At 41.6% G+C, this 18,198-nt stretch carries 19 protein-coding genes and 1 pseudogene; 11 read left to right on the forward strand and 9 right to left on the reverse strand.

All coding sequences use genetic code 11. The features are described 5' to 3' along the window. The 4 genes and pseudogenes from SD31_RS17220 to SD31_RS06725 all read left to right on the forward strand — a co-directional run. Nucleotides 1-1,580 (forward strand): putative LPS assembly protein LptD (locus tag SD31_RS17220; RefSeq protein WP_039053566.1); only part of this gene is annotated, 1,580 nt, incomplete at its 5' end. Nucleotides 1,581-1,603: 23 nt separating this feature from the next. Beyond that, nucleotides 1,604-2,131: a competence/damage-inducible protein A gene (locus tag SD31_RS20065; protein WP_262506565.1), complete on the forward strand. Its 528-nt coding sequence runs from the start codon at nucleotides 1,604-1,606 to the stop codon at nucleotides 2,129-2,131. Then, nucleotides 2,076-2,848: pseudogene (locus SD31_RS20070) on the forward strand (nicotinamide-nucleotide amidohydrolase family protein). Before SD31_RS20065 ends, SD31_RS20070 begins: the two are co-directional and overlap by 56 nt. 100 nt (nucleotides 2,849-2,948) lie before the next feature. Continuing rightward, nucleotides 2,949-4,298, forward strand: coding sequence for a dihydrolipoamide acetyltransferase family protein (locus SD31_RS06725; RefSeq protein WP_039053567.1), 1,350 nt, complete (start codon nucleotides 2,949-2,951; stop codon nucleotides 4,296-4,298). Nucleotides 4,299-4,357: 59 nt separating this feature from the next. Here the strand turns inward: SD31_RS06725 and SD31_RS06730 are convergent, their stop codons facing one another. Then, nucleotides 4,358-5,053 carry a metal-dependent hydrolase gene (locus tag SD31_RS06730; RefSeq protein WP_039053568.1) on the reverse strand — a complete coding sequence of 232 codons (696 nt, stop codon included), beginning with the start codon at nucleotides 5,051-5,053 and terminating at the stop codon, nucleotides 4,358-4,360. An 11-nt stretch (nucleotides 5,054-5,064) separates the two neighbouring features. Further along, nucleotides 5,065-5,379, reverse strand: a complete 315-nt coding sequence (locus SD31_RS06735) for a YbaB/EbfC family nucleoid-associated protein (RefSeq protein WP_039053574.1) — start codon at nucleotides 5,377-5,379, stop codon at nucleotides 5,065-5,067. A gap of 97 nt (nucleotides 5,380-5,476) precedes the next feature. On the opposite strand from SD31_RS06735, the gene SD31_RS06740 reads away from it, so the two are divergent. Continuing rightward, nucleotides 5,477-5,965, forward strand: a complete 489-nt coding sequence (locus SD31_RS06740) for a hypothetical protein (protein WP_052258732.1) — start codon at nucleotides 5,477-5,479, stop codon at nucleotides 5,963-5,965. Nucleotides 5,966-6,019: 54 nt separating this feature from the next. On the opposite strand, the gene SD31_RS06745 is transcribed toward SD31_RS06740, so the two are convergent. Beyond that, nucleotides 6,020-6,859, reverse strand: coding sequence for a hypothetical protein (locus tag SD31_RS06745; RefSeq protein ID WP_039053569.1), 840 nt, complete (start codon nucleotides 6,857-6,859; stop codon nucleotides 6,020-6,022). A 196-nt stretch (nucleotides 6,860-7,055) separates the two neighbouring features. On the opposite strand from SD31_RS06745, the gene SD31_RS06750 reads away from it, so the two are divergent. After that, nucleotides 7,056-7,649, forward strand: a complete 594-nt coding sequence (locus SD31_RS06750; protein WP_039053576.1) for a thymidine kinase — start codon at nucleotides 7,056-7,058, stop codon at nucleotides 7,647-7,649. Between the two features lie 44 nt (nucleotides 7,650-7,693). Here SD31_RS06750 and SD31_RS06755 read toward each other — a convergent pair whose 3' ends face one another. After that, a complete protein-coding gene (locus SD31_RS06755) occupies nucleotides 7,694-8,200 on the reverse strand; it encodes a glutathione peroxidase (protein ID WP_039053570.1) in 507 nt (168 codons plus the stop codon). A gap of 11 nt (nucleotides 8,201-8,211) precedes the next feature. Further along, a complete protein-coding gene (locus tag SD31_RS06760; RefSeq protein ID WP_039053571.1) occupies nucleotides 8,212-9,078 on the reverse strand; it encodes an N-acetylglucosamine kinase in 867 nt (288 codons plus the stop codon). A 138-nt stretch (nucleotides 9,079-9,216) separates the two neighbouring features. Here SD31_RS06760 and SD31_RS18700 point away from each other — a divergent pair, with 138 nt between their 5' ends. After that, a complete protein-coding gene (locus SD31_RS18700) occupies nucleotides 9,217-9,759 on the forward strand; it encodes a hypothetical protein (RefSeq protein WP_231561256.1) in 543 nt (180 codons plus the stop codon). Nucleotides 9,760-9,782: 23 nt separating this feature from the next. Then, a complete protein-coding gene (locus SD31_RS06765) occupies nucleotides 9,783-10,949 on the forward strand; it encodes a M61 family metallopeptidase (protein ID WP_231561257.1) in 1,167 nt (388 codons plus the stop codon). Nucleotides 10,950-10,985: 36 nt separating this feature from the next. Here the strand turns inward: SD31_RS06765 and SD31_RS06770 are convergent, their stop codons facing one another. Then, nucleotides 10,986-11,495, reverse strand: a complete 510-nt coding sequence (locus SD31_RS06770; protein ID WP_039053572.1) for a hypothetical protein — start codon at nucleotides 11,493-11,495, stop codon at nucleotides 10,986-10,988. 174 nt (nucleotides 11,496-11,669) lie between these two features. On the opposite strand from SD31_RS06770, the gene SD31_RS06775 reads away from it, so the two are divergent. Genes SD31_RS06775 through SD31_RS06785 form a run of 3 tightly spaced genes read left to right on the forward strand, consistent with a single transcriptional unit; the run spans nucleotide 11,670 to nucleotide 15,311 of the window. Further along, on the forward strand, nucleotides 11,670-13,430 hold the full coding sequence (locus SD31_RS06775) for an AMP-dependent synthetase/ligase (RefSeq protein WP_039053573.1): 1,761 nt from the start codon (nucleotides 11,670-11,672) through the stop codon (nucleotides 13,428-13,430). After that, nucleotides 13,420-14,451, forward strand: coding sequence for a YihY/virulence factor BrkB family protein (locus SD31_RS06780; protein WP_052258733.1), 1,032 nt, complete (start codon nucleotides 13,420-13,422; stop codon nucleotides 14,449-14,451). The genes SD31_RS06775 and SD31_RS06780 overlap by 11 nt, the downstream gene beginning before the upstream one ends. Further along, the gene (locus SD31_RS06785; RefSeq protein ID WP_197053577.1) at nucleotides 14,451-15,311 is read left to right on the forward strand and encodes a DMT family transporter; all 861 of its coding nucleotides are present in this window, start codon (nucleotides 14,451-14,453) and stop codon (nucleotides 15,309-15,311) included. The genes SD31_RS06780 and SD31_RS06785 overlap by 1 nt, the downstream gene beginning before the upstream one ends. A gap of 36 nt (nucleotides 15,312-15,347) precedes the next feature. Here SD31_RS06785 and SD31_RS15170 read toward each other — a convergent pair whose 3' ends face one another. From SD31_RS15170 to SD31_RS15180, 3 genes are read right to left on the reverse strand one after another with little or no spacing between them, the layout of a single operon-like run. After that, entirely contained in the window at nucleotides 15,348-16,310 is a 963-nt protein-coding gene (locus SD31_RS15170) for a hypothetical protein (RefSeq protein ID WP_052258735.1), read from the reverse strand. Next, a complete protein-coding gene (locus SD31_RS15175; protein WP_052258736.1) occupies nucleotides 16,285-17,304 on the reverse strand; it encodes a hypothetical protein in 1,020 nt (339 codons plus the stop codon). The genes SD31_RS15170 and SD31_RS15175 overlap by 26 nt, the downstream gene beginning before the upstream one ends. Continuing rightward, on the reverse strand, nucleotides 17,301-17,954 hold the full coding sequence (locus tag SD31_RS15180; RefSeq protein WP_052258737.1) for a hypothetical protein: 654 nt from the start codon (nucleotides 17,952-17,954) through the stop codon (nucleotides 17,301-17,303). The genes SD31_RS15175 and SD31_RS15180 overlap by 4 nt, the downstream gene beginning before the upstream one ends. Nucleotides 17,955-18,198 lie beyond the last annotated feature (244 nt).

Consider the following 18,198-nt stretch of genomic DNA (forward strand, 5'->3'; position numbering starts at 1 on the left):
TCGGTACCAGCTCATACTTCCAAAACTCTGCTGCTGGAAGCACTTACGACATCCGCGAACTTACCCGTAACAACATGTCTTCATCCATCAGCTACGGAAAAGTATTTGCTGACGGAAAAGTGAATTTCACCTCTACGCTAAGCCATCGCCAAGACATGACAACCGGTAAGATTGACTTAGAGCTACCTACTTTTTCATTGAACGTAGCGACCTTCAATCCTTTTGACTCCAAAGAGCGTGTTGGTGAACAGAAGTGGTATCAACGCATTACCGTAGGATATAGCTTACAAGGAAGAAACTCCCTTTCGACTGGAGACTCTACCTTATTCTCCAAAGAAACCCTACAAAAGTTTACCAACGGCTTCCAACATAATATTCCGGTCAGCTTAAGTCTTACCGCATTTAAATATTTCCAGTTCAACACCTCTTTCAACTATACAGAAAGATGGTATCTGCAAACGGTACGTAACTATAGAGCAAACGAAATTAACGGTTATGTGGACGCTCGCGATACCGTGCCGGGATTCAGAAGAGCATACGATTACTCTTTCTCGACAGGGCTGTCCACAAAAATCTACGGTATGTACCCTAAAATGGGTAAAATACAGGCCATCCGCCACGTGGTAACCCCTTCTATCAATCTGAACTACAGACCGGACTTCTCCGACCCTAAATACGGATTCTATAAGGAATGGATAGACAAAACAGGGCGCCTGTCCAAATATTCTATCTTCGAAAACGGAATCTTCGGTGGTCCAGGACAAGGTAAATCTATGGGAATAGGCTTTTCGATAGACAACAACATAGAAGCTAAAGTTCTTAACACCAGTGATACCACCAAAGGTAATGCTTTCCGAAAAATCCCTATCATTCAAGGTTTGACCTTCAGTGGTAACTATAACTTTGCTGCGGACTCTTTAAAATTGTCCAACATCTCATTCTCGGGAAGAACCTCTTTATTCAAAGAAAAAATAAACTTGAACTTCAGCGGTACGTTTGACCCTTATTCGTTAAACCCCCATGGCGAAAGAATTAACCGCTTTGCTTTGAAAGACGGTAAGTTGGCTCGTCTCACCAACTTCGGGTTGTCGTTTGACTACAGCTTCAACCCTGATGCCTCAAGACGTCGCAACGACAACATCGATTCCATGCGCAACAGCATGCCTAATATGACGCCGGAACAGGCTAATGCTTTGGCAAGTATCAGCCGTGATCCGAATGCTTTCGTAGACTTTAACATTCCATGGAACTTTGCTGGGTCTTTCAGCTTACAATATTTTACACGGTTTGACCAAGAACAGCAGAGAGAACGCGCCGATTATTCGGCCACCATCAACTTCCACGGTGACCTTAACCTTACACCTAAGTGGAAAATACAGTTCAACTCCGGCTACGACATCAAACAGCGTGAAGTGTCTATGACTAACCTTTCTATTTACAGAGATCTACACTGCTGGGATATGTCTGTAGGTTGGGTACCATTCGGCCGCTATAAGAGCTACAACATCACTATTCGTGCAAAATCTTCAATCCTTCAGGATTTGAAACTATCAAAACGCAACAGCCATTACACTTATTAATAAAATTTTGCTAACTATGTGTTATGAACGCAGAGATCATAACCATAGGCGACGAAATATTACTCGGACAGATTGTTGACACCAATTCAGCGTGGATAGGTCAACAGCTAAATCTCCTGAATATACGCACCCAACAAATCACATCCATATCGGACAGCGAACAAGCCATTACGGAAGCTCTGCATGCAGCTTCCCTTCGTGCCGACATCATTATCGTTACGGGCGGCCTGGGCCCCACAAAAGATGATGTAACCAAACAGACCATTTCGACCTTCTTTGGCAAACCTTTGGTAAGAGATGACAAAGTCTTAGCACATGTAAAAAATCTTTTCAACAACCTTGCTCCTGGAAGAGTACTTCCGGAAATAAACTATGCTCAGGCCAATGTTGTAGAAGGCTGTCAGGTCCTCTTCAATGATGTGGGTACAGCCCCTGGAATGCTCCTCACCAAAAACGAAAAAAATGTTTTTCTTCCTTCCCGGAGTTCCGTTCGAAATGAAGTTTCTCATCACACACCGCGTCATACCCATACTTCGAGAGCAGCAGTCTGACCAACATATAGAACACCGCCATATCATCACCGTAGGTATAGGGGAATCATTCCTTGCCGAAAAAATTAAAGATATTGAAGAGTCTCTTCCCGATTCTATTAAATTAGCTTATCTTCCTAAAGTAGGGATGGTGCGGTTACGTCTAACCCAGACTGCCCCCTCCCCTGTAACTATAGACTTTTATCACCAGCAGCTCATCAAACGCCTTGGAACACATGTGGTCGCAGACAAGGATATCTCCGTCGAACAAGCCATAGTAGAAGCATTCACTAAAGACAAACTGAAATTAGCTGCGGCAGAAAGCTGTACAGGAGGACGCATAGCTAGTGGCATCACGGCAATAGCCGGAGCCAGCGCCATATTTGACTGCGGCATTGTAGCTACCACAACAGAATAAAAATGCAAGTGCTTGGTGTAAAAGCAGAAACATTGGACACCGTAGGAGCAGTAAGTGAAGAAACAGTAATAGAGATGGCTCAAGGTGTAAAAAAATTAGCCCATGCCGATTATGCTATAGCCACTAGTGGCATCGCAGGGCCCGGAGGAGGTACTCCCGATAAGCCGGTAGGAACAGTATGGATTGCCGTAGCAGGAAAATATGAAACAGTAACAAGACTTTTCCATTTCCGTAACGACAGAAGCATCAACATTGAAAGAACTGTGGCCAATGCTTATAGCATGTTGTGGAATTTGTATGTCAAAGAGAAAGAGAAATAGAAATTTCTTTCTGCAAAACAAGCCGGACAAAATATTATATTTTGTTTTTAGGGATTGTATTTCTAATTATTTAATTTAGTAACACAAAACAAAAAATAATATGGCAATATACAAGTTGATTCTTCCAAAAATGGGCGAAAGTGTGTCGGAAGCCACGATTACGAAGTGGGTAAAAGCCATTGGTGAATCAATTAAAGAGGATGACACTGTTGCAGAAATCGCTACGGATAAAGTGGATTCGGAAGTGCCTTCTCCGGTCAATGGAATTCTTAAAGAAATCCTTTTCCAAGAAGGTTCTGTCGCCCAAGTTGGCGATACCATCGCTTTGATAGAAACGGAAGGCGATAGTACACAAGATGAAGAAGAAAGCAGCCAACCTATAAATAACGTAACAACTCAACCGGACTTGTCGGACATCCAGATTCCCGGCATAGAGAAAATTACACCTGTAGAAGAAAACTTTTCTTCTGCTTCTGCTGTATCTTCGGGTAATAGGTTCTATTCGCCGCTGGTAAGGAGTATAGCACAGCAGGAAAATGTATCTCAAGCCGAACTCGACAGTATCCCGGGTTCCGGGGCCGACGGCCGTGTCACCAAACAGGATGTGTTAAATTACATCCAAAAACGTAATGGGCAACAGACCGGTACAAGCTCAGCAGGAGTTTCCTCTCCTACCGTCCAGGCAGCACCGACGAAAACTACGACACCTACAGCACCTGCACAGGTAGTCAAGAGCATGAATGGAGACGAAATCATCGAGATGGACAGAATGCGTCGTCTCATTGCGGATCATATGGTGCAAAGTGTACACACCTCTCCACATGTATTCTCTGTAGTAGAAGCCGACGTCACCAATATGGTGATGTGGAGAAATAAGGTTAAAGATAGCTACAAAAAACGCGAAGGTGAAAACATAACCTTCACTCCTATGATCATCGAAGCTATCAGCAAGGCACTGAAAGACTTCCCTATGATTAACGTTTCTGTAGATGGGTACAATATCATCAAAAGAAAACATATCAACATCGGTATGGCTACCGCTCTACCAAGCGGAAACCTTATAGTGCCTGTAATCAAGGATGCTGACCAGCTGAGTTTGGTAGGCCTCAGCAAGGCCGTTAACGACCTTGCCAAACGTGCACGTGAAAATCAACTGAAACCAGATGATACCCAAGGAGGAACTTTCACCTTTACCAATATTGGCGCTTTCGGCAACATATTTGGAATGCCTATCATCAATCAGCCGCAAGCCGCTATACTTGCTGCAGGTACCATAACAAAAAAACCTGCCGTATTGGAAACGGAAAGTGGAGATGTAATTGCCATCCGCCACATGCTTTATCTTTCTATGTCGTATGACCACCGTGTCATCGACGGGGCTCTTGGAGGCTCCTTCCTACGACGCGTGGCAGATTACCTCGAAAACTGGGATAAAGACAGAATCATCTAATACATAAAAAGCCAATCCTTCGGGATTGGCTTTTTCTTTTAACTAATATCTATATCCATTTACAACGACATACTTTCATCTACGGCCAATAAAGTCAAATTAAGCTGAGCATCCGTAAACACTCTCTTAGCCTCTTCTACATCGATAGTTACAGGAGGGAAAGTGTCATAATGCATTCCTATGATGTTTTTACAATTGATGAAATCACTAGCCTTCACCGCATCATACATATCCATCGTATAATGACCTCCAATAGGAAGGAATGCCCAATCTAGATTTAAATCCGCCAATAACTTCATCTCCAAAGTTAGAGCCGTATCGCCTGCAAAATAGATTTTCTTGTCTCCTATGGTGAATACAAAACCACATGGCACTCCTCCATATGCCCCATCCGGTGTAGAATTGGTATGTAAGGCATACACCATCTTCACCTTTCCGAAAGGAAGATTTAGCGTGCCACCAAAATTGAATTCCATAACCTTATCGCCCGGCACCCCTTGTCTTCGTACCCATGCCGCAGTCTCCACTATCGCAATTACACTTGCCCCAGACTGCTGCTGTATGTGAGCAACATCTGCCACATGATCCTCATGTCCATGGGATAAAATAATATAATCCGGATTCAGCTCCGCAATATTGATGTGCTTCGCCAAAGGATTGTAAGTGATGAAAGGATCCATAAGCACCTTGGTGCCATTGAAATCAAATTCAAAACATGCGTGTCCTAAATATCTTACCGAAATAGTATTTGCCATATCCTTTATATTTATTTTCCAAACAAATTACCTAATCCACCCAACCCACTTAACATCTCTTGTGAAGCCGCCGCCATCTCCGTCTGCGCCACATTCTCCGCCTGGGTTAAAGCCTTATTTACTGCCACAAGGACCAAATCTTCAATCTGTTCTTTATCGCCTTCAGCTACCAGCTCCTCACTGATCTTAATTTCCTTGATCTCTTTGTTGGCAGTAGCTATCACACGAACCTTTCCTCCCTCCGCATCGCCTGTCACAGATATGGTGTCAAGACGTGCTTTTATCTCCTGTGCTTTCTGTTGTGCTTGGAATAATTTATCAAACATAGTTTCTTCGTTTATTGCTTTTCTAGACCAAAATACGAAATCAGGATTTGGCATCAAAATTCACCGGACATTTGGGACAATTCCTTAACTTTGCCGCATGACAAAATACCAAGAAATTATAGCCGATCTGAAAGTTGTTGATAGCTCACAGGCAGAGCGTATGGAAGAAGAAATCGACATTATGCTACATAAGCTGAAGTTTCTTCCCAGAGAAAACTTTCCGAAAACAGTCCTTCTCGATCAGTCCTCAGCCTTCAACCCTATAATATCTCGACTTTTGGAGGAAAAGGTTAAAATTTCTGGTGGTCAATATATTACTGATCTGAAAGACAATCCACATGTGATTATCCTTATTCAGGAAACAGAGAATCTTTATGCAGAAATAAGTTCCCTCCTGCAAGAAGAATTAATAAAGAGCAGCGACGCCTATACCAACAACCGCATCTACATCATCCACAACAAGACCTTCAATCAAGATGATTCATCTTACCTTCAAGATCTGGAAATATTATCAGAAATAATACAACCCAAATTTTTCTATTTCGACCGAAACGGAAAAGATTGGGTACAATTCGATATGCAATAAGAAAAGCCCTGTGGAATATCATTCTACAGGGCTTTTTACTTTTTTTCAATATTGCTATACGACAAATTTCCTGCGTAACAACTCGTAAAACTTATTTACTGTCGTAGGTTTCTCTGCCCAATTGTTTTTCAGCGCATAATTGGCCTGAAGGAAGGCATCAGCTTCTGCAAAGGTATCGAATCGGTTAAGCAACTCTATAGCTTCACTGTATGCCAAGCTGTAGCCATTAAACAGATCTTTGATAAACAAAAGCTTATCGTTAAGACTTACAGCGCTCTTCAAATCCACTATTGTTTCCTGTGCCGTAGAAGTCTGGAACTGCTGGGTAAGATTTTTACCTGCTTGTTTTTGTTGCTGTATAAGCTCGTTTATAGTCAAAGGACGGGAAGGCTGTTCCTGCGACGGCTCCTCTTTGACTACCACCGCCGGTATTTCCACTTCTTTCTGTTCTATGACTACCGTCTCAGCCTGCACTACAGGTGCCTCCACAACTTCCTCTTCTTCCTTCGTGGAGGAAGGCTCTACACTTTCTTTTTCCAACGAAAATGGAAACTGAGCAACAGGAGCTTTAGTCTCTCCGATATCTGTTGGCAACTCCTCCTTAATTTCTTCTACCACAGGCTGAACGTCTGATTCCTTGTTTATTTCTTTGATCTCTGTCGGAGGAGTAAAGATAGTCTGTTGAAATTGCTGTTGCTGCTGTTGTGCAGCAGCCTCCGAAGAATGAATTTTCAAGGCTTCCACATGTTTTGCTAAGGCGGCAATATTAGCCTCCAAAAGCGTTAACTCCACAAGGTCAATCTCCGGACTTCTCTTTATCTCTTTATACTGTGATTGTATGTCTACTAATAGAAAATCTATTTTGGAAAGCAACTGACTTTTCGTTTTTGCCATGGATATATTGTATTAAATGTTATATGCTACATTATTGAATGTTCAAAACAAAACTTATTGATTATGATGAGATTCAAAACTTGCTAAGTTTTTTATACATCAAAAATAAGATATAATTTCGATATTCGTAAGGTTAAACGTCTGTGGATTTCATTTTATTGTTCACAAATTGAAATCCATCAATTTTAATGAAGATATGCTTTTTTCTGAACAATATTACAGTCAAAGAGACAGAAAGGTGGGTAGTATAGAAGTAATTTGTGGGTCCATGTTTTCCGGAAAGACGGAAGAACTGATCCGACGGATGAAAAGAGCACAATTCGCACGATTGCCTATAGAAATCTTCAAGCCGGCGATAGACATTCGTTACGATGATACGGAAGTAGTATCACACGATAGCAACAGCATTCCTTCTACGCCTGTGGAGCATTCTTCCTCTATTCTTCTCCTAGCGGGAGATGCTAAGGTAATAGGTATTGACGAAGCACAGTTTTTCGACGACAACCTACCTGAAGTTTGCATACAGCTTGCCAACAAAGGTATTCGCGTGATAGTGGCAGGATTAGACATGGACTATCAGGGAAGACCTTTCGGTCCAATGCCACATTTGATGGCTATAGCCGAAGACGTCACAAAGGTACATGCCATCTGCGTCAAATGCGGTGCTCCGGCAAATTACTCTTATCGCATCGCCAAAGACGACAAAGTCGTCTTACTCGGTGAAAAAGAAAGCTACGAACCACGATGTAGGCACTGTTACTATCTGTGGGATGAAGAAAATGAAAAATAATACAAATACAAAGCGCCTCCGTTAGCCGGAGGCGATTTGTATTATTATAACTGACTGACTAAGATTGGATCTAAAGGTTTTACTTTGGACCTGTAACGATGAATTAATTTACCGTTCTCATCAATCAAAAATTTCTCGAAATTCCAGTTTATATCACCGGTAAAGTCCGGGTTATCTTGCTCAATCAGAAACTTGAACAAAGGATGTATGTTCTCTCCTTTTACGTCCACTTTCTCGGCAAGTAGAAAAGTCACTCCATAGTTTTTTTCACAGAATTCGGCAATTTCAGCATTGCTGCCAGGCTCCTGTCGCCCAAAGTTGTTGGCAGGAAAGCCTATAACCACCAACCTGCTGCCATATTTCTTATGAAGCTCCTCCAACTCCTTATATTGGGGAGTATAGCCACATTTGGAAGCCGTATTCACGATAAGGATTTTTTTGCCCTTAAACTGCGACATCTTCACCTCTTTTCCTTCAATAGATGTAAAGGAAAAGTCATGAACCGTTTTCGGAGGTAATATCATATTCAGAATCATCAGAAGTGTCAACATAATCTTCGCTTTTAAAATGAATAATTGTTTGTGGTTTCTCTTTCAATCACATAATCGAAGAGCTCATATATAGGACTTGCAAGAATATTGCCAACTTTGACACCATGCATCTGGCATACCTGTCTGATATGCAGATCGAAAGTGTACGCAACCCTTCCCACAAAATTGCAGTTGTACTCCCAATAGTTTGGATAGGTCATTATATTGGTACGGACAAACTCGTCAAATCCTTCGGTAAGTAACTTATCTATAAAAGGGTGGGCTCGATATTCGGAGAGGAAAGGAACAAAAGAGGCTAAATAAGAATTAGGGCGTTCCTTTTGGTAGACATTCTTGATGACGACTTCCTTTGTCAGCTTGTATCGTTCGCCGAAAACCTTTTCTAAATCCTTCGGCATCTTACCATATAGATAGTAGGTTATCAACTTTTTGCCGAACCAAGCTCCTGACCCTTCGTCCCCTAAGATATAACCAATGCCGTGATGGCTAGGCATAAGATTCTCTCCATCGTAAAAGCTGATATCCGACCCTGTACCCAACGTTGCTACAAGCCCCTTCTGGTTCTTACAAGTAGCATAGGCCGCCCCCAGCAGATCCGACTCTACCGAAATGAAAGCATTGGGAAACAAGGCTGTCAAAGCGTTTGACACTATCTCTCTCCTGTCTGGTGTAATGCTGCCTGCTCCAAAAAAATAAACCTCCGTAACCTCCGGTGAATAAGGAATAATCTCCGGCACGTCTTTCAAGGCCTTCTCGATCTCCTTTTCGCTGACAAAAAAAGGATTTAACCCTTTGGTTTTAAAAAATAAAGGCTTGCTATCCGGCAAATTTAGCATCCAGTCCGAACTTGACGAACCACTATCTGCTACTAAAATCATTATGCTTCGAAGTTAATGTATATGCTACCTCAAATATAATAAATCTGTCAAAATTATTTTAGACTTAAAATTGAAAGACCTCCTATTTTGAACTCCTTTTCAATAGTTCTACATTTGACAATATTTAGCATTTGGCGCATGACAAAATATGTAAATTTTGAGCTTTCTTTCAGTGAACCCCAAGCACATTATGTAGATGTACAGATGACTCTTGAAGGGTTTGATGACCTACCTTATACGGATATCGTTATGCCGGTATGGGCTCCCGGCTCTTATCTAATAAGAGAATATTCCAAAAATGTAGAACGCTTCGCTGCTGTCTCTCCCACAGAAGAGAAAATTCCTTTCAAAAAAATCAACAAAAACACCTGGCGTGTGTACGGACAGGGAAAGCATAAAATTATTATTACCTATTCGGTATATGGCTTCGAAGTGTCGGTCCGTACTTCTTTTATTGACGCATCCAGAGCTTTTCTCAGCCCTGTAGGAACATTCATGTATGTGGACGGCTACCTCGACTTGGACACTACCGTGAAAATTATCCCTCATCCTACATGGCATAAAATTTCTACGGGCCTAGCCAAAACTGAAGAAGCAAACACTTTCTATGCTTCCAATTTCGATATTTTGTTTGACGCCCCCATTGAAATCGGCAACAGGACACCTGGACCTTCGAAGTAGAAGGTGTATTGCATGAATGCGCTATGGTAGGCGTCGCAGAATACGACAGGGAACAGCTGACACAAGACATCACCACCATAGTAAAAGAAGAGAACAGAATATGGGGTTCTAACCCAAACAGCTACTATCTTTTCGTAACACACCATCACCAAAACGCATACGGCGGCTTGGAACACCTCAACTCCACCATCCTTGCTACCAACCGCTTTGCCTACGCGCAGCCCACCACCTACAAAAACTATCTAGCGCTGGTAGCACACGAATATTTTCATCTGTGGCATGTCAAACGGCTAAGACCTAAGGCGCTAGGACCTTTTGATTATACGCAGGAAAACTATACTACAGGTCTGTGGGTCATCGAAGGCTTCACCTCCTATTATGACAATCTTATCGTCCGCAGATGTGGATTTTTCGATGAGGACGAATACCTCCAGGCATTAGCCATAGACTTCAACACCGTATACAATCGTCCAGGTCACACTTTACAGAGCGCTGCTGCCGCCAGCTTCGACACCTGGATCAAACACTACCGCCCGGACGAAAACTCCCATAATGTCTCCATTTCCTATTACAACAAAGGGGCTATGCATGCCGCAGCATTAGATATTAAGATTATTGCTGAAACCAACGGTAAAAAACGGCTGGATGACGTACTACGCGCAGCTTATCAAAAATTCTATCTCATAGAAAACCGAGGCTTCGAAGAGGATGAGTTGTTAACATTAGCTGAAGAGGTGACAGGAGTATCGCTCAAAGAAATTTTCGAAGCAGCTCATTCTACCGAAGAGCTGGACTATAACCGTTATTTCAACGCCGTAGGTTACCAAATGGTGGACACCGCCAACCACAAACATCTATCCCTAGGGATAAAAACGGAGGTTACCAATGGCATCACCTTAATAAAAACGGTAGACAGAAATTCTTCAGCCTGGGATGCCGGATTGAATGTGGGAGACGAACTCATCGCCATAAAAGGCTATAGAATAGAACCAAACAATAAAGCCTATGATTATATCCTCTCTACTTCCGTAGAAGGAGAAAAAATACCTGTGTTAATAGCTAGAGATGGACTTGTCCACACTTTGGAAGTTGAACTTCGAAAATCACAGAAAAAGTCGTTTGAAATACAACGCTTGATAAACGCTTCAGCAGAACAACGAAGATTGGGAAACATTTGGCTGTCATTATAAATAAAAAAGGCTCTCCTTTAAAAGAAGAGCCTTTTTTTAAAATCTGTATCTTATCGAAAAGCCGATTGGATCGATCAGGCGAATAGTTGATTCTTGCAAAAAGTCAAAATAAGGCTTCACATCCAACGATAGTGAAATGGGTGAGTTCGGAATTGTATATTCCAATCCTACAACACCATCTATACTTAAAGACATCTCCGAAGACTCATCCACACGCACACCGTCTTTGTTCGTATAGGCTTTATAAGTATAACTACCTATACTGCCACCAAAGCCGTAGTACCAGTGAAAATTGTCCCACATCAAAGGTTTATGATATTGATAGAGCCCAACCAACCTGAATCTGCTGCTTGTGGAATTGCTTTGTACACTTAATATTCCTTCTATCGCCCTACTGTCGGACAAGGAATAACGATAAGTGATGCCGGAGGCCGAGCCAAAGCGAAGACCTATAGCATGTTGATCCGTCAATTGAGCCGACACTTCTTTCTGACCAGCAAAAACTAAAATTGTCAATAATAATAAACTACGCAATACTCTTATCATGATTTTTGGGTTTACTCCAAAAATACATCATTTTGTATAATACCCACAACAATAAAATCGTTAAGTAGTGTTAACAAAGAGATTTTTCCACAAAATTCTTTTATTTCAAGCAATTATACTATATTTATTATGCAAACATAATATCGATAACCAATTAGTAAATCAAAATAAATTATGACATCTGCAACACGTATTTTCGAATTTTTAAAAGGCAATCAAGATACTGCGGGAAGGATTCTTAAATTGGCAAAACGGGATTCCTCCGGCTGGAAAGTTTACGACAAAGCAGAAATTATAGAAATTGTTGATAATCTAAGTAAAGCACTTATCGCCAAAGGCATTAAAAAAGGTGACCGTATAGGTCTTATGTCCGGCAACAGACCCGAATGGAATTTTGTGGATTTTGCTTGTAACCAGCTGGGAGTGGCTATCGTCCCACTTTATCCTACCCTGTCTGCCCAAGATCTTTCTTATATCGTCAATGATGCTGAAGTCAAGATACTCTTTGTCAGCAACAAGGATTTGGTGGAAAAGGTAGAGAAGGCATTAGCAGCAAACAATTTAAATATCGCCATATACACATTAGATCAGGTAGCTCATCAAAAATATATCGGAGAATTAATTGAAGAAGGAAAACAGATAGATATAGATCTGAAATCCTACAATGAGCAAGTCCAGACAGACGATCTGCTGACGCTGATATACACATCCGGCACTACGGGAAGACCTAAGGGGGTCTATCTCACCCATGGTAACATCATCAGCAATGTGGAAGCCTGTGCCCCTCTCCTTACCGACGATATCACCAAAGCGCTTAGCTTCTTACCACTTTGTCATATCTTCGAACGTATGGTAGTATATATGTACATCTTCAAAGGTGTACAAATATATTATGCTGAGAATCTAGACAACATCGTCGCAGACATCAACGATGTAAAACCACAGGTCTTCACCACCGTACCACGCGTTCTGGAAAAGGTGTACGATAAAATCATTGAAAAAGGGAAAGCTCTCAGTGGCATCAAAAAATCGCTATTCTTTTGGGCGGTGGAGCTGGGACATCAATTCAAAGAACCACACCTTAACAGTGCTTGGTACAACTTCAGGTTAGGGATAGCACGTAGGCTCATATTCTCCAAATGGAAAGATGCCTTGGGTGGAAACATAAAGTTCATCATCTCCGGAGGAGCAGCTCTACAAGAACGCCTTGCCCGCATCTTCTGGGCAGCAGACATTAAAGTGCTGGAAGGCTACGGACTGACCGAAACTTCTCCTGTTATCGCGGTAAATTCCTGGGACGGAAAAGATCTAAAATTCGGCTCCGTAGGACGCGTACTCAAGAATCTAGATGTCAAAATTGCTGAAGACGGTGAAATCCTCGTCAAAGGACCTTCCGTAACTTCAGGCTATTACAAGAATGAAGAAGCTACCAAAGAAGCAATCGACGCACAAGGATATCTACATACCGGAGATATAGGAGAACTTACAGCAGATGGATTCCTCAAAATCACAGACCGTAAAAAAGAAATCTTCAAGACCGCAGGTGGAAAATACATAGCTCCTCAAGTGATGGAAAACAAATTGATGGAATCTGTGTTAATAGGTCAGGTAATGATTGTGGGTGAAAATAAAAAATTCCCTTCAGCACTGATAGTACCGGCATTTGAAGAGCTGGAAAAATACTGCAAGGTGAAAGGTATTCCTTTTGAGTCACGCGAATCCATCATCAAAAATCCGCAAATCATAAAGAAATACCAACAAGAAGTCGACAAAGCCAACGAAAACTTTGGACACTGGGAAATGGTTAAAAAATTTGTATTATTGCCTAAAGAGTGGACCATTGACAACGGTGAGCTGACACCTAAATTATCATTGAAAAGAAAGATTATTCTTCAGAAACACGAAGAAGAAATCAACAAAATTTATGCTGAATAAAAAAGACAATGTACATACCAAACAAAAAGAGCCTTTTATCCAAAAGATAAAAGGCTTTGGCAAATTATTAATAGACGCAGCAAATGGATTCGCCGAAGACAACTGCATGAAACTTAGCGCCTCCTTGGCCTATTATACTGTCTTTTCTATCGGTCCTTTGATTATCATTTTGGTATGGGCATTAGGCTTTTTCTATGGAAGTCAACTGGAAGGCCCCGAGGGAGCACAAAGCAAGGTGATGGCCGAACTGAATGAAATCTTCGGTCCCGAAATCGCTAAACTCCTGGACAATGCCGTCCGTAAAATTTCTATAGAAAGTCGATCCAGTGTAGGAATAATCATAGGTGTGGTTACTTTGATAATGACTTCCACTACCGTATTTGTAGACATACAGAACTCCATAAACACGATATGGAAGGTGAAAGCTAAACCAAAGAAAGGGTGGTTGAAACTGATTATAAACAGACTTATCTCCTTTTCCATGATTCTGGGGTTGAGCTTCCTGCTGATGGCTTCACTGATTATAAGCAGTGTCATAGGCTTAATCACCAAAAACATTGAAACCTTGTTGGACCGCTACAACATACAGCATTTGGATATAGAATTTTGGAATTGGGTAAACAACGGCATCACCTTCGTCGTCATAACAACCCTTTTCGCTTTCATCTTTTCCTTTCTTCCTGACGCCAAAGTACGTTTCAAGGATATCGTTGGAGGCTCCATCTTTACCACCCTACTTTTTATGATAGGTAAATATGGTATTTCCCTATATTTGTCCGTTAATGCCACGGCTACAGCCTATGGCGCCGCAGGATCTATAATCATCCTTCTGGCTTTCGTATACTATTCGGCAGCGATACTATATTATGGCGCGGAATTTACCAAAGAATACGCCATCAAATATGGAAAAGGCATTATGCCCAAGTCCTTTGCCGTACTAATCAAACAGACAGAACTGGAAATAGACCCTGACACCGGAAAAAGAGAGTTGGTAAAAAAACATAATGAGCCTATCAATTAGTGAAAGACAATAGTGTCAAATACATGCTTCTGGCGGGATTTTTTTTCGCCATCATGAATGTTTGTGTGAAGTTCGTTTCTCACCTCCCAACTCTGGAGGTTGTCTTATTCCGTAGTATTTTCAGCTTCTTTGCCACCTATTATTACCTGCGTAAAAATAATATTCCACCATTAGGTAATAACATTCCCATCCTCACCTTACGGGGTATCGCAGGATGTTTGGGACTTATAGGTTCCTTCTATACTCTTCAGCATATTCCATTGGCCTCTGCCGTCACGATAAACTACCTTTCTCCTTTTTTCACGGCCATCTTAGGGATTTTTATCGTAGGACAAAAGGTTAGACCCATTCAATTTTTCTATTTTGCACTATCCATCTTCGGGGTCATCCTCCTTAAAGGATTCGACTTCCGCATCTCTACACTCGATGTAATCATAGGACTTGCTGCCGCATTCTTTGCTGGCTTGGCTTACAATATGATTGCACGAAGCAAAGGTAGTGAACATCCACTAGTGGTCATCTTCTACTTTCCTCTACTTACAATCCCTGTGGTAGGCATCTACAGCTTCTTCCATTGGAAGACTCCCATAGGTATGGATTGGCTATTTCTGCTTCTTATCGGCATCTGTACCCAATTGGCACAGTATTATATGACCCTATCATATCAGACCGCTAATCTGGCCAAAGTGGCAAGTCTCAATTATCTCGGGGTTATATATGCTTTAGGTTTTGGCTACCTTTTTTTCCAGGAAACCTTTAACCTGATGAGCTTGCTGGCAATAGCTATCATCCTCTTAGGCGTTATACTTAATCTTTTCGACACAAAAATATGGGACAAAATAAAGAGGGTCAAATTATAATCTGACCCTCTTCTATCTTATATTTCACTATGTATCCTAATTTACGTTATAATAGTACACGGTACGTCCTAGCCTTCCACTGTTGTCCATTCCCTCTACCACCACCTTATATTTGCCGTTACCATCAGCATTATAGTAATCTAAAGAGACTTTGCCACTTTCATCCAGCATCACCGAAGGATTCCAATAGATTGTAGTACGGTAGTCGTTGGTTGCACGCTGCTGTTCCGTTTCATATTTCGGAGTATAGAACTTACGTTCTTTGATATATCCTAACGGGAATAACTCCACCACATTAGCTTTAGGCAACATAGCTTCAATCTGAGCCAACGACATCCGCGGTCCTTTAGGTTTTTCCTTCTTGGTGATGATAGATACCACGCCATCATTTTGATAGATACGGCTTACCGTTCCCAGCTCATCACGGGTGAACACCTCTATAACTTCGATGTCCGCTGGATTTATGGAGTTTAAGGAACTTTCGTCGATAGGCATACCGTTCAAGAAAAACTGAATTGGTGTGCGGCTACCTTGATTGTAATTTCTTGTAAGGTAATATTTCATCGTCTGTGCATCGTACGTCACGGCCGGCAGCACGGTGTTAAGACACATAGAAAGTACATTACAGCCTTCCAGCCTTGCCCCTTCCACACGGTGATCAGCCATAGACAACCCCGCCAAAGCAGAAAATTCTCTACTCGAACGTTGCTCCTTGCGAGATGCTGTAACCGTCACCTCCTCTATTAATATTGACTTTCTGAATTCATTCTTGCTGTTAGCCAAATAGTTTGACATCTCTTTGTCGATATTCAGAATGTCATTGGCCTTATACGGATTGTTTTCATCCACAGCAGGATAGAAAGACTGATCCATATTGATGACCAGATTACGGTAATTGTCATTACCTCTGGCGTTGATGATAACTTTTACCGAATCTGGAAAATTGAGGTTTTCAAAAGCAAAACGTCCGTTATTATCGGTATATGTATCTTTCTTCAACGCACGGGCAGGAATAGACAGGAGAAGGCCTCCATTTGGATAGGGTTTCCCGGTGTTGAGTCGAAGCCGTTCCAGACAATGTTATCCCCTGCTCAGGCAAGAACGATATTTGAGGATATTTTTCTGCTACCAAATCGTCGTAAGAGAAGCGACGGTATCCTTGTGTCATCATCAAGGCATCCAAAGCCTCCAGTCTGTTGGATACTTTCTCATCAAAATAATAATTCGGCTTCTCGACATACCCTTTCAGATCGGAGGTCAGCAGCAGACTACTCACAATCGTTAGTTCTTGGTGGTCGTCGAAAGGAACTTTGCTGTCATCAATAACGGAAATAGACAGAGAAGCCAGCTCCTTTTTCGAAGTAATATTGTCAATATCCAATTTCACATGCTCTTTCTTCTTGTAGGAAGCTTTATCCGATTTCACCTGAAGCTTCAAGTTTTCAGCAAAATGGTAGAACACCAAACGCTCACTTATAGCCTTCCCTTGTGGAGTCATCAGTGTAAATTGTATAATACCGTTAGGTAAATCCTTTGTAGGAACATTCACCGAAGTAGATGTGTTTTTTACTGTCATCTGAGCTCCATAGATCAGATGGCCATTCATCTGTCCGAAGATATAAAAAGGCTGATTCTGAATTTTCGCAAAATGAGCATCGTTAGTCACTATTTCTAGTTGTACGGATTCGGCTGTAGATGAGGTCAGTACTATGCTGAGGCCTTCGCCCTTTACCTCTGGCAGATCATACGTTTTCTCTTGGCCGTTTACAGTTACTACAGCCTTGTAATGTTCTCCAGCATTAGGTGTTAATACGAAGTAACCCATTCCCAATCCCAAATCTTCAAATTCGGCCACCGCCACTTTCTTGGAATTGATAATCTTTCCTTTGACGCGTACACCTTTGCCGCTGATGCCTACAGCCTTGAACGCTACTCTTTTGTTCACACCGGCTACCAGCTCTCCTCTCCGGAAAAACTGATAGATCCACCTCATTTAAGGCGTTCTTTAACGGAAAATCTCCTACCAAAGAAGATTCGCCCTCTATCTTGACGATAAGATCGTCCATTTTTATAAGGTTCTTTATCCTTGGCAGAAATGGAAATATTCAATCTTCCCATATCATCAGTCTCCGCCTTCCCCTTATCAAAGGGGTCCCAACCATCTATTGCTTCCCAGGTTACCTTTCTTCTGGAAAGCAATGTTCCATTGGCATCCCTGAACTGTATAGTAGCTTTGGTTTTATTCCCTTCTGTCGTATAGGTAATTTCTGATCCTAACTTCTTATTGATGGCATCTCCTACCGTCACAATCTTATTGAACATGTAGTCCGTACCGAAATTCATCATCCACTTGGTATAGGCCCTAAAGCGATAGTTGTCCTGCTTGATAACCTGAGGATCCAACACATAATGTCCTTCACCGCTATTAGACTTTAAGGGAATACGCAAGGTTTGAATCAAGGAATCCCTACCGTTGATGATATCTACATAGATAATTTTACTAGGCTGGTATTCCACTTGATTAGTGTAAAGGTAGGTCTTGAACCACAACGTGTCGCCCACCGCATAATAGGGTTTATCAAAATGAAGGTGCACCTTCTCAATAGGATACACACCTAAAACTTTTTGCAGACGCTCTACCACCGTATTAATAGGAATACGTGGTAGCTCTTGTGCCTTAACTAAAGGAGACGGAAAAGAAACAAAAATATTAAAGCAATGAATATATAAGKTTTACCTTTTTCTATCATATCAGAAACTTGTATTGATTRWATGTTAAAACATTACWAAYTTTGTCATTTGTTACACGTCAAATCCATGTATGATAAGGGTATTAACTTTTTATAACAGTGAGCTAAAGTCTGCACAAGGAATCTAGCGTCTCTTT

The organism is Sphingobacterium sp. T2 (assembly GCF_000814685.1).
GTDB classification, from domain to species: Bacteria; Bacteroidota; Bacteroidia; order Sphingobacteriales; family Sphingobacteriaceae; genus Sphingobacterium; species Sphingobacterium thermophilum.

Coding starts and splice junctions, on each gene's coding strand:
- SD31_RS20065 (WP_262506565.1), top strand. CDS start 1,604: ATGAACGCAGAGATCATAACCATAGGCGACGAAATATTACTCGGACAG.
- SD31_RS06725 (WP_039053567.1), top strand. CDS start 2,949: ATGGCAATATACAAGTTGATTCTTCCAAAAATGGGCGAAAGTGTGTCG.
- SD31_RS06730 (WP_039053568.1), bottom strand. CDS start 5,053: ATGGCAAATACTATTTCGGTAAGATATTTAGGACACGCATGTTTTGAA.
- SD31_RS06735 (WP_039053574.1), bottom strand. CDS start 5,379: ATGTTTGATAAATTATTCCAAGCACAACAGAAAGCACAGGAGATAAAA.
- SD31_RS06740 (WP_052258732.1), top strand. CDS start 5,477: ATGACAAAATACCAAGAAATTATAGCCGATCTGAAAGTTGTTGATAGC.
- SD31_RS06745 (WP_039053569.1), bottom strand. CDS start 6,859: ATGGCAAAAACGAAAAGTCAGTTGCTTTCCAAAATAGATTTTCTATTA.
- SD31_RS06750 (WP_039053576.1), top strand. CDS start 7,056: ATGCTTTTTTCTGAACAATATTACAGTCAAAGAGACAGAAAGGTGGGT.
- SD31_RS06755 (WP_039053570.1), bottom strand. CDS start 8,200: ATGTTGACACTTCTGATGATTCTGAATATGATATTACCTCCGAAAACG.
- SD31_RS06760 (WP_039053571.1), bottom strand. CDS start 9,078: ATGATTTTAGTAGCAGATAGTGGTTCGTCAAGTTCGGACTGGATGCTA.
- SD31_RS18700 (WP_231561256.1), top strand. CDS start 9,217: ATGACAAAATATGTAAATTTTGAGCTTTCTTTCAGTGAACCCCAAGCA.
- SD31_RS06765 (WP_231561257.1), top strand. CDS start 9,783: ATGGTAGGCGTCGCAGAATACGACAGGGAACAGCTGACACAAGACATC.
- SD31_RS06770 (WP_039053572.1), bottom strand. CDS start 11,495: ATGATAAGAGTATTGCGTAGTTTATTATTATTGACAATTTTAGTTTTT.
- SD31_RS06775 (WP_039053573.1), top strand. CDS start 11,670: ATGACATCTGCAACACGTATTTTCGAATTTTTAAAAGGCAATCAAGAT.
- SD31_RS06780 (WP_052258733.1), top strand. CDS start 13,420: ATGCTGAATAAAAAAGACAATGTACATACCAAACAAAAAGAGCCTTTT.
- SD31_RS15175 (WP_052258736.1), bottom strand. CDS start 17,304: ATGAGGTGGATCTATCAGTTTTTCCGGAGAGGAGAGCTGGTAGCCGGT.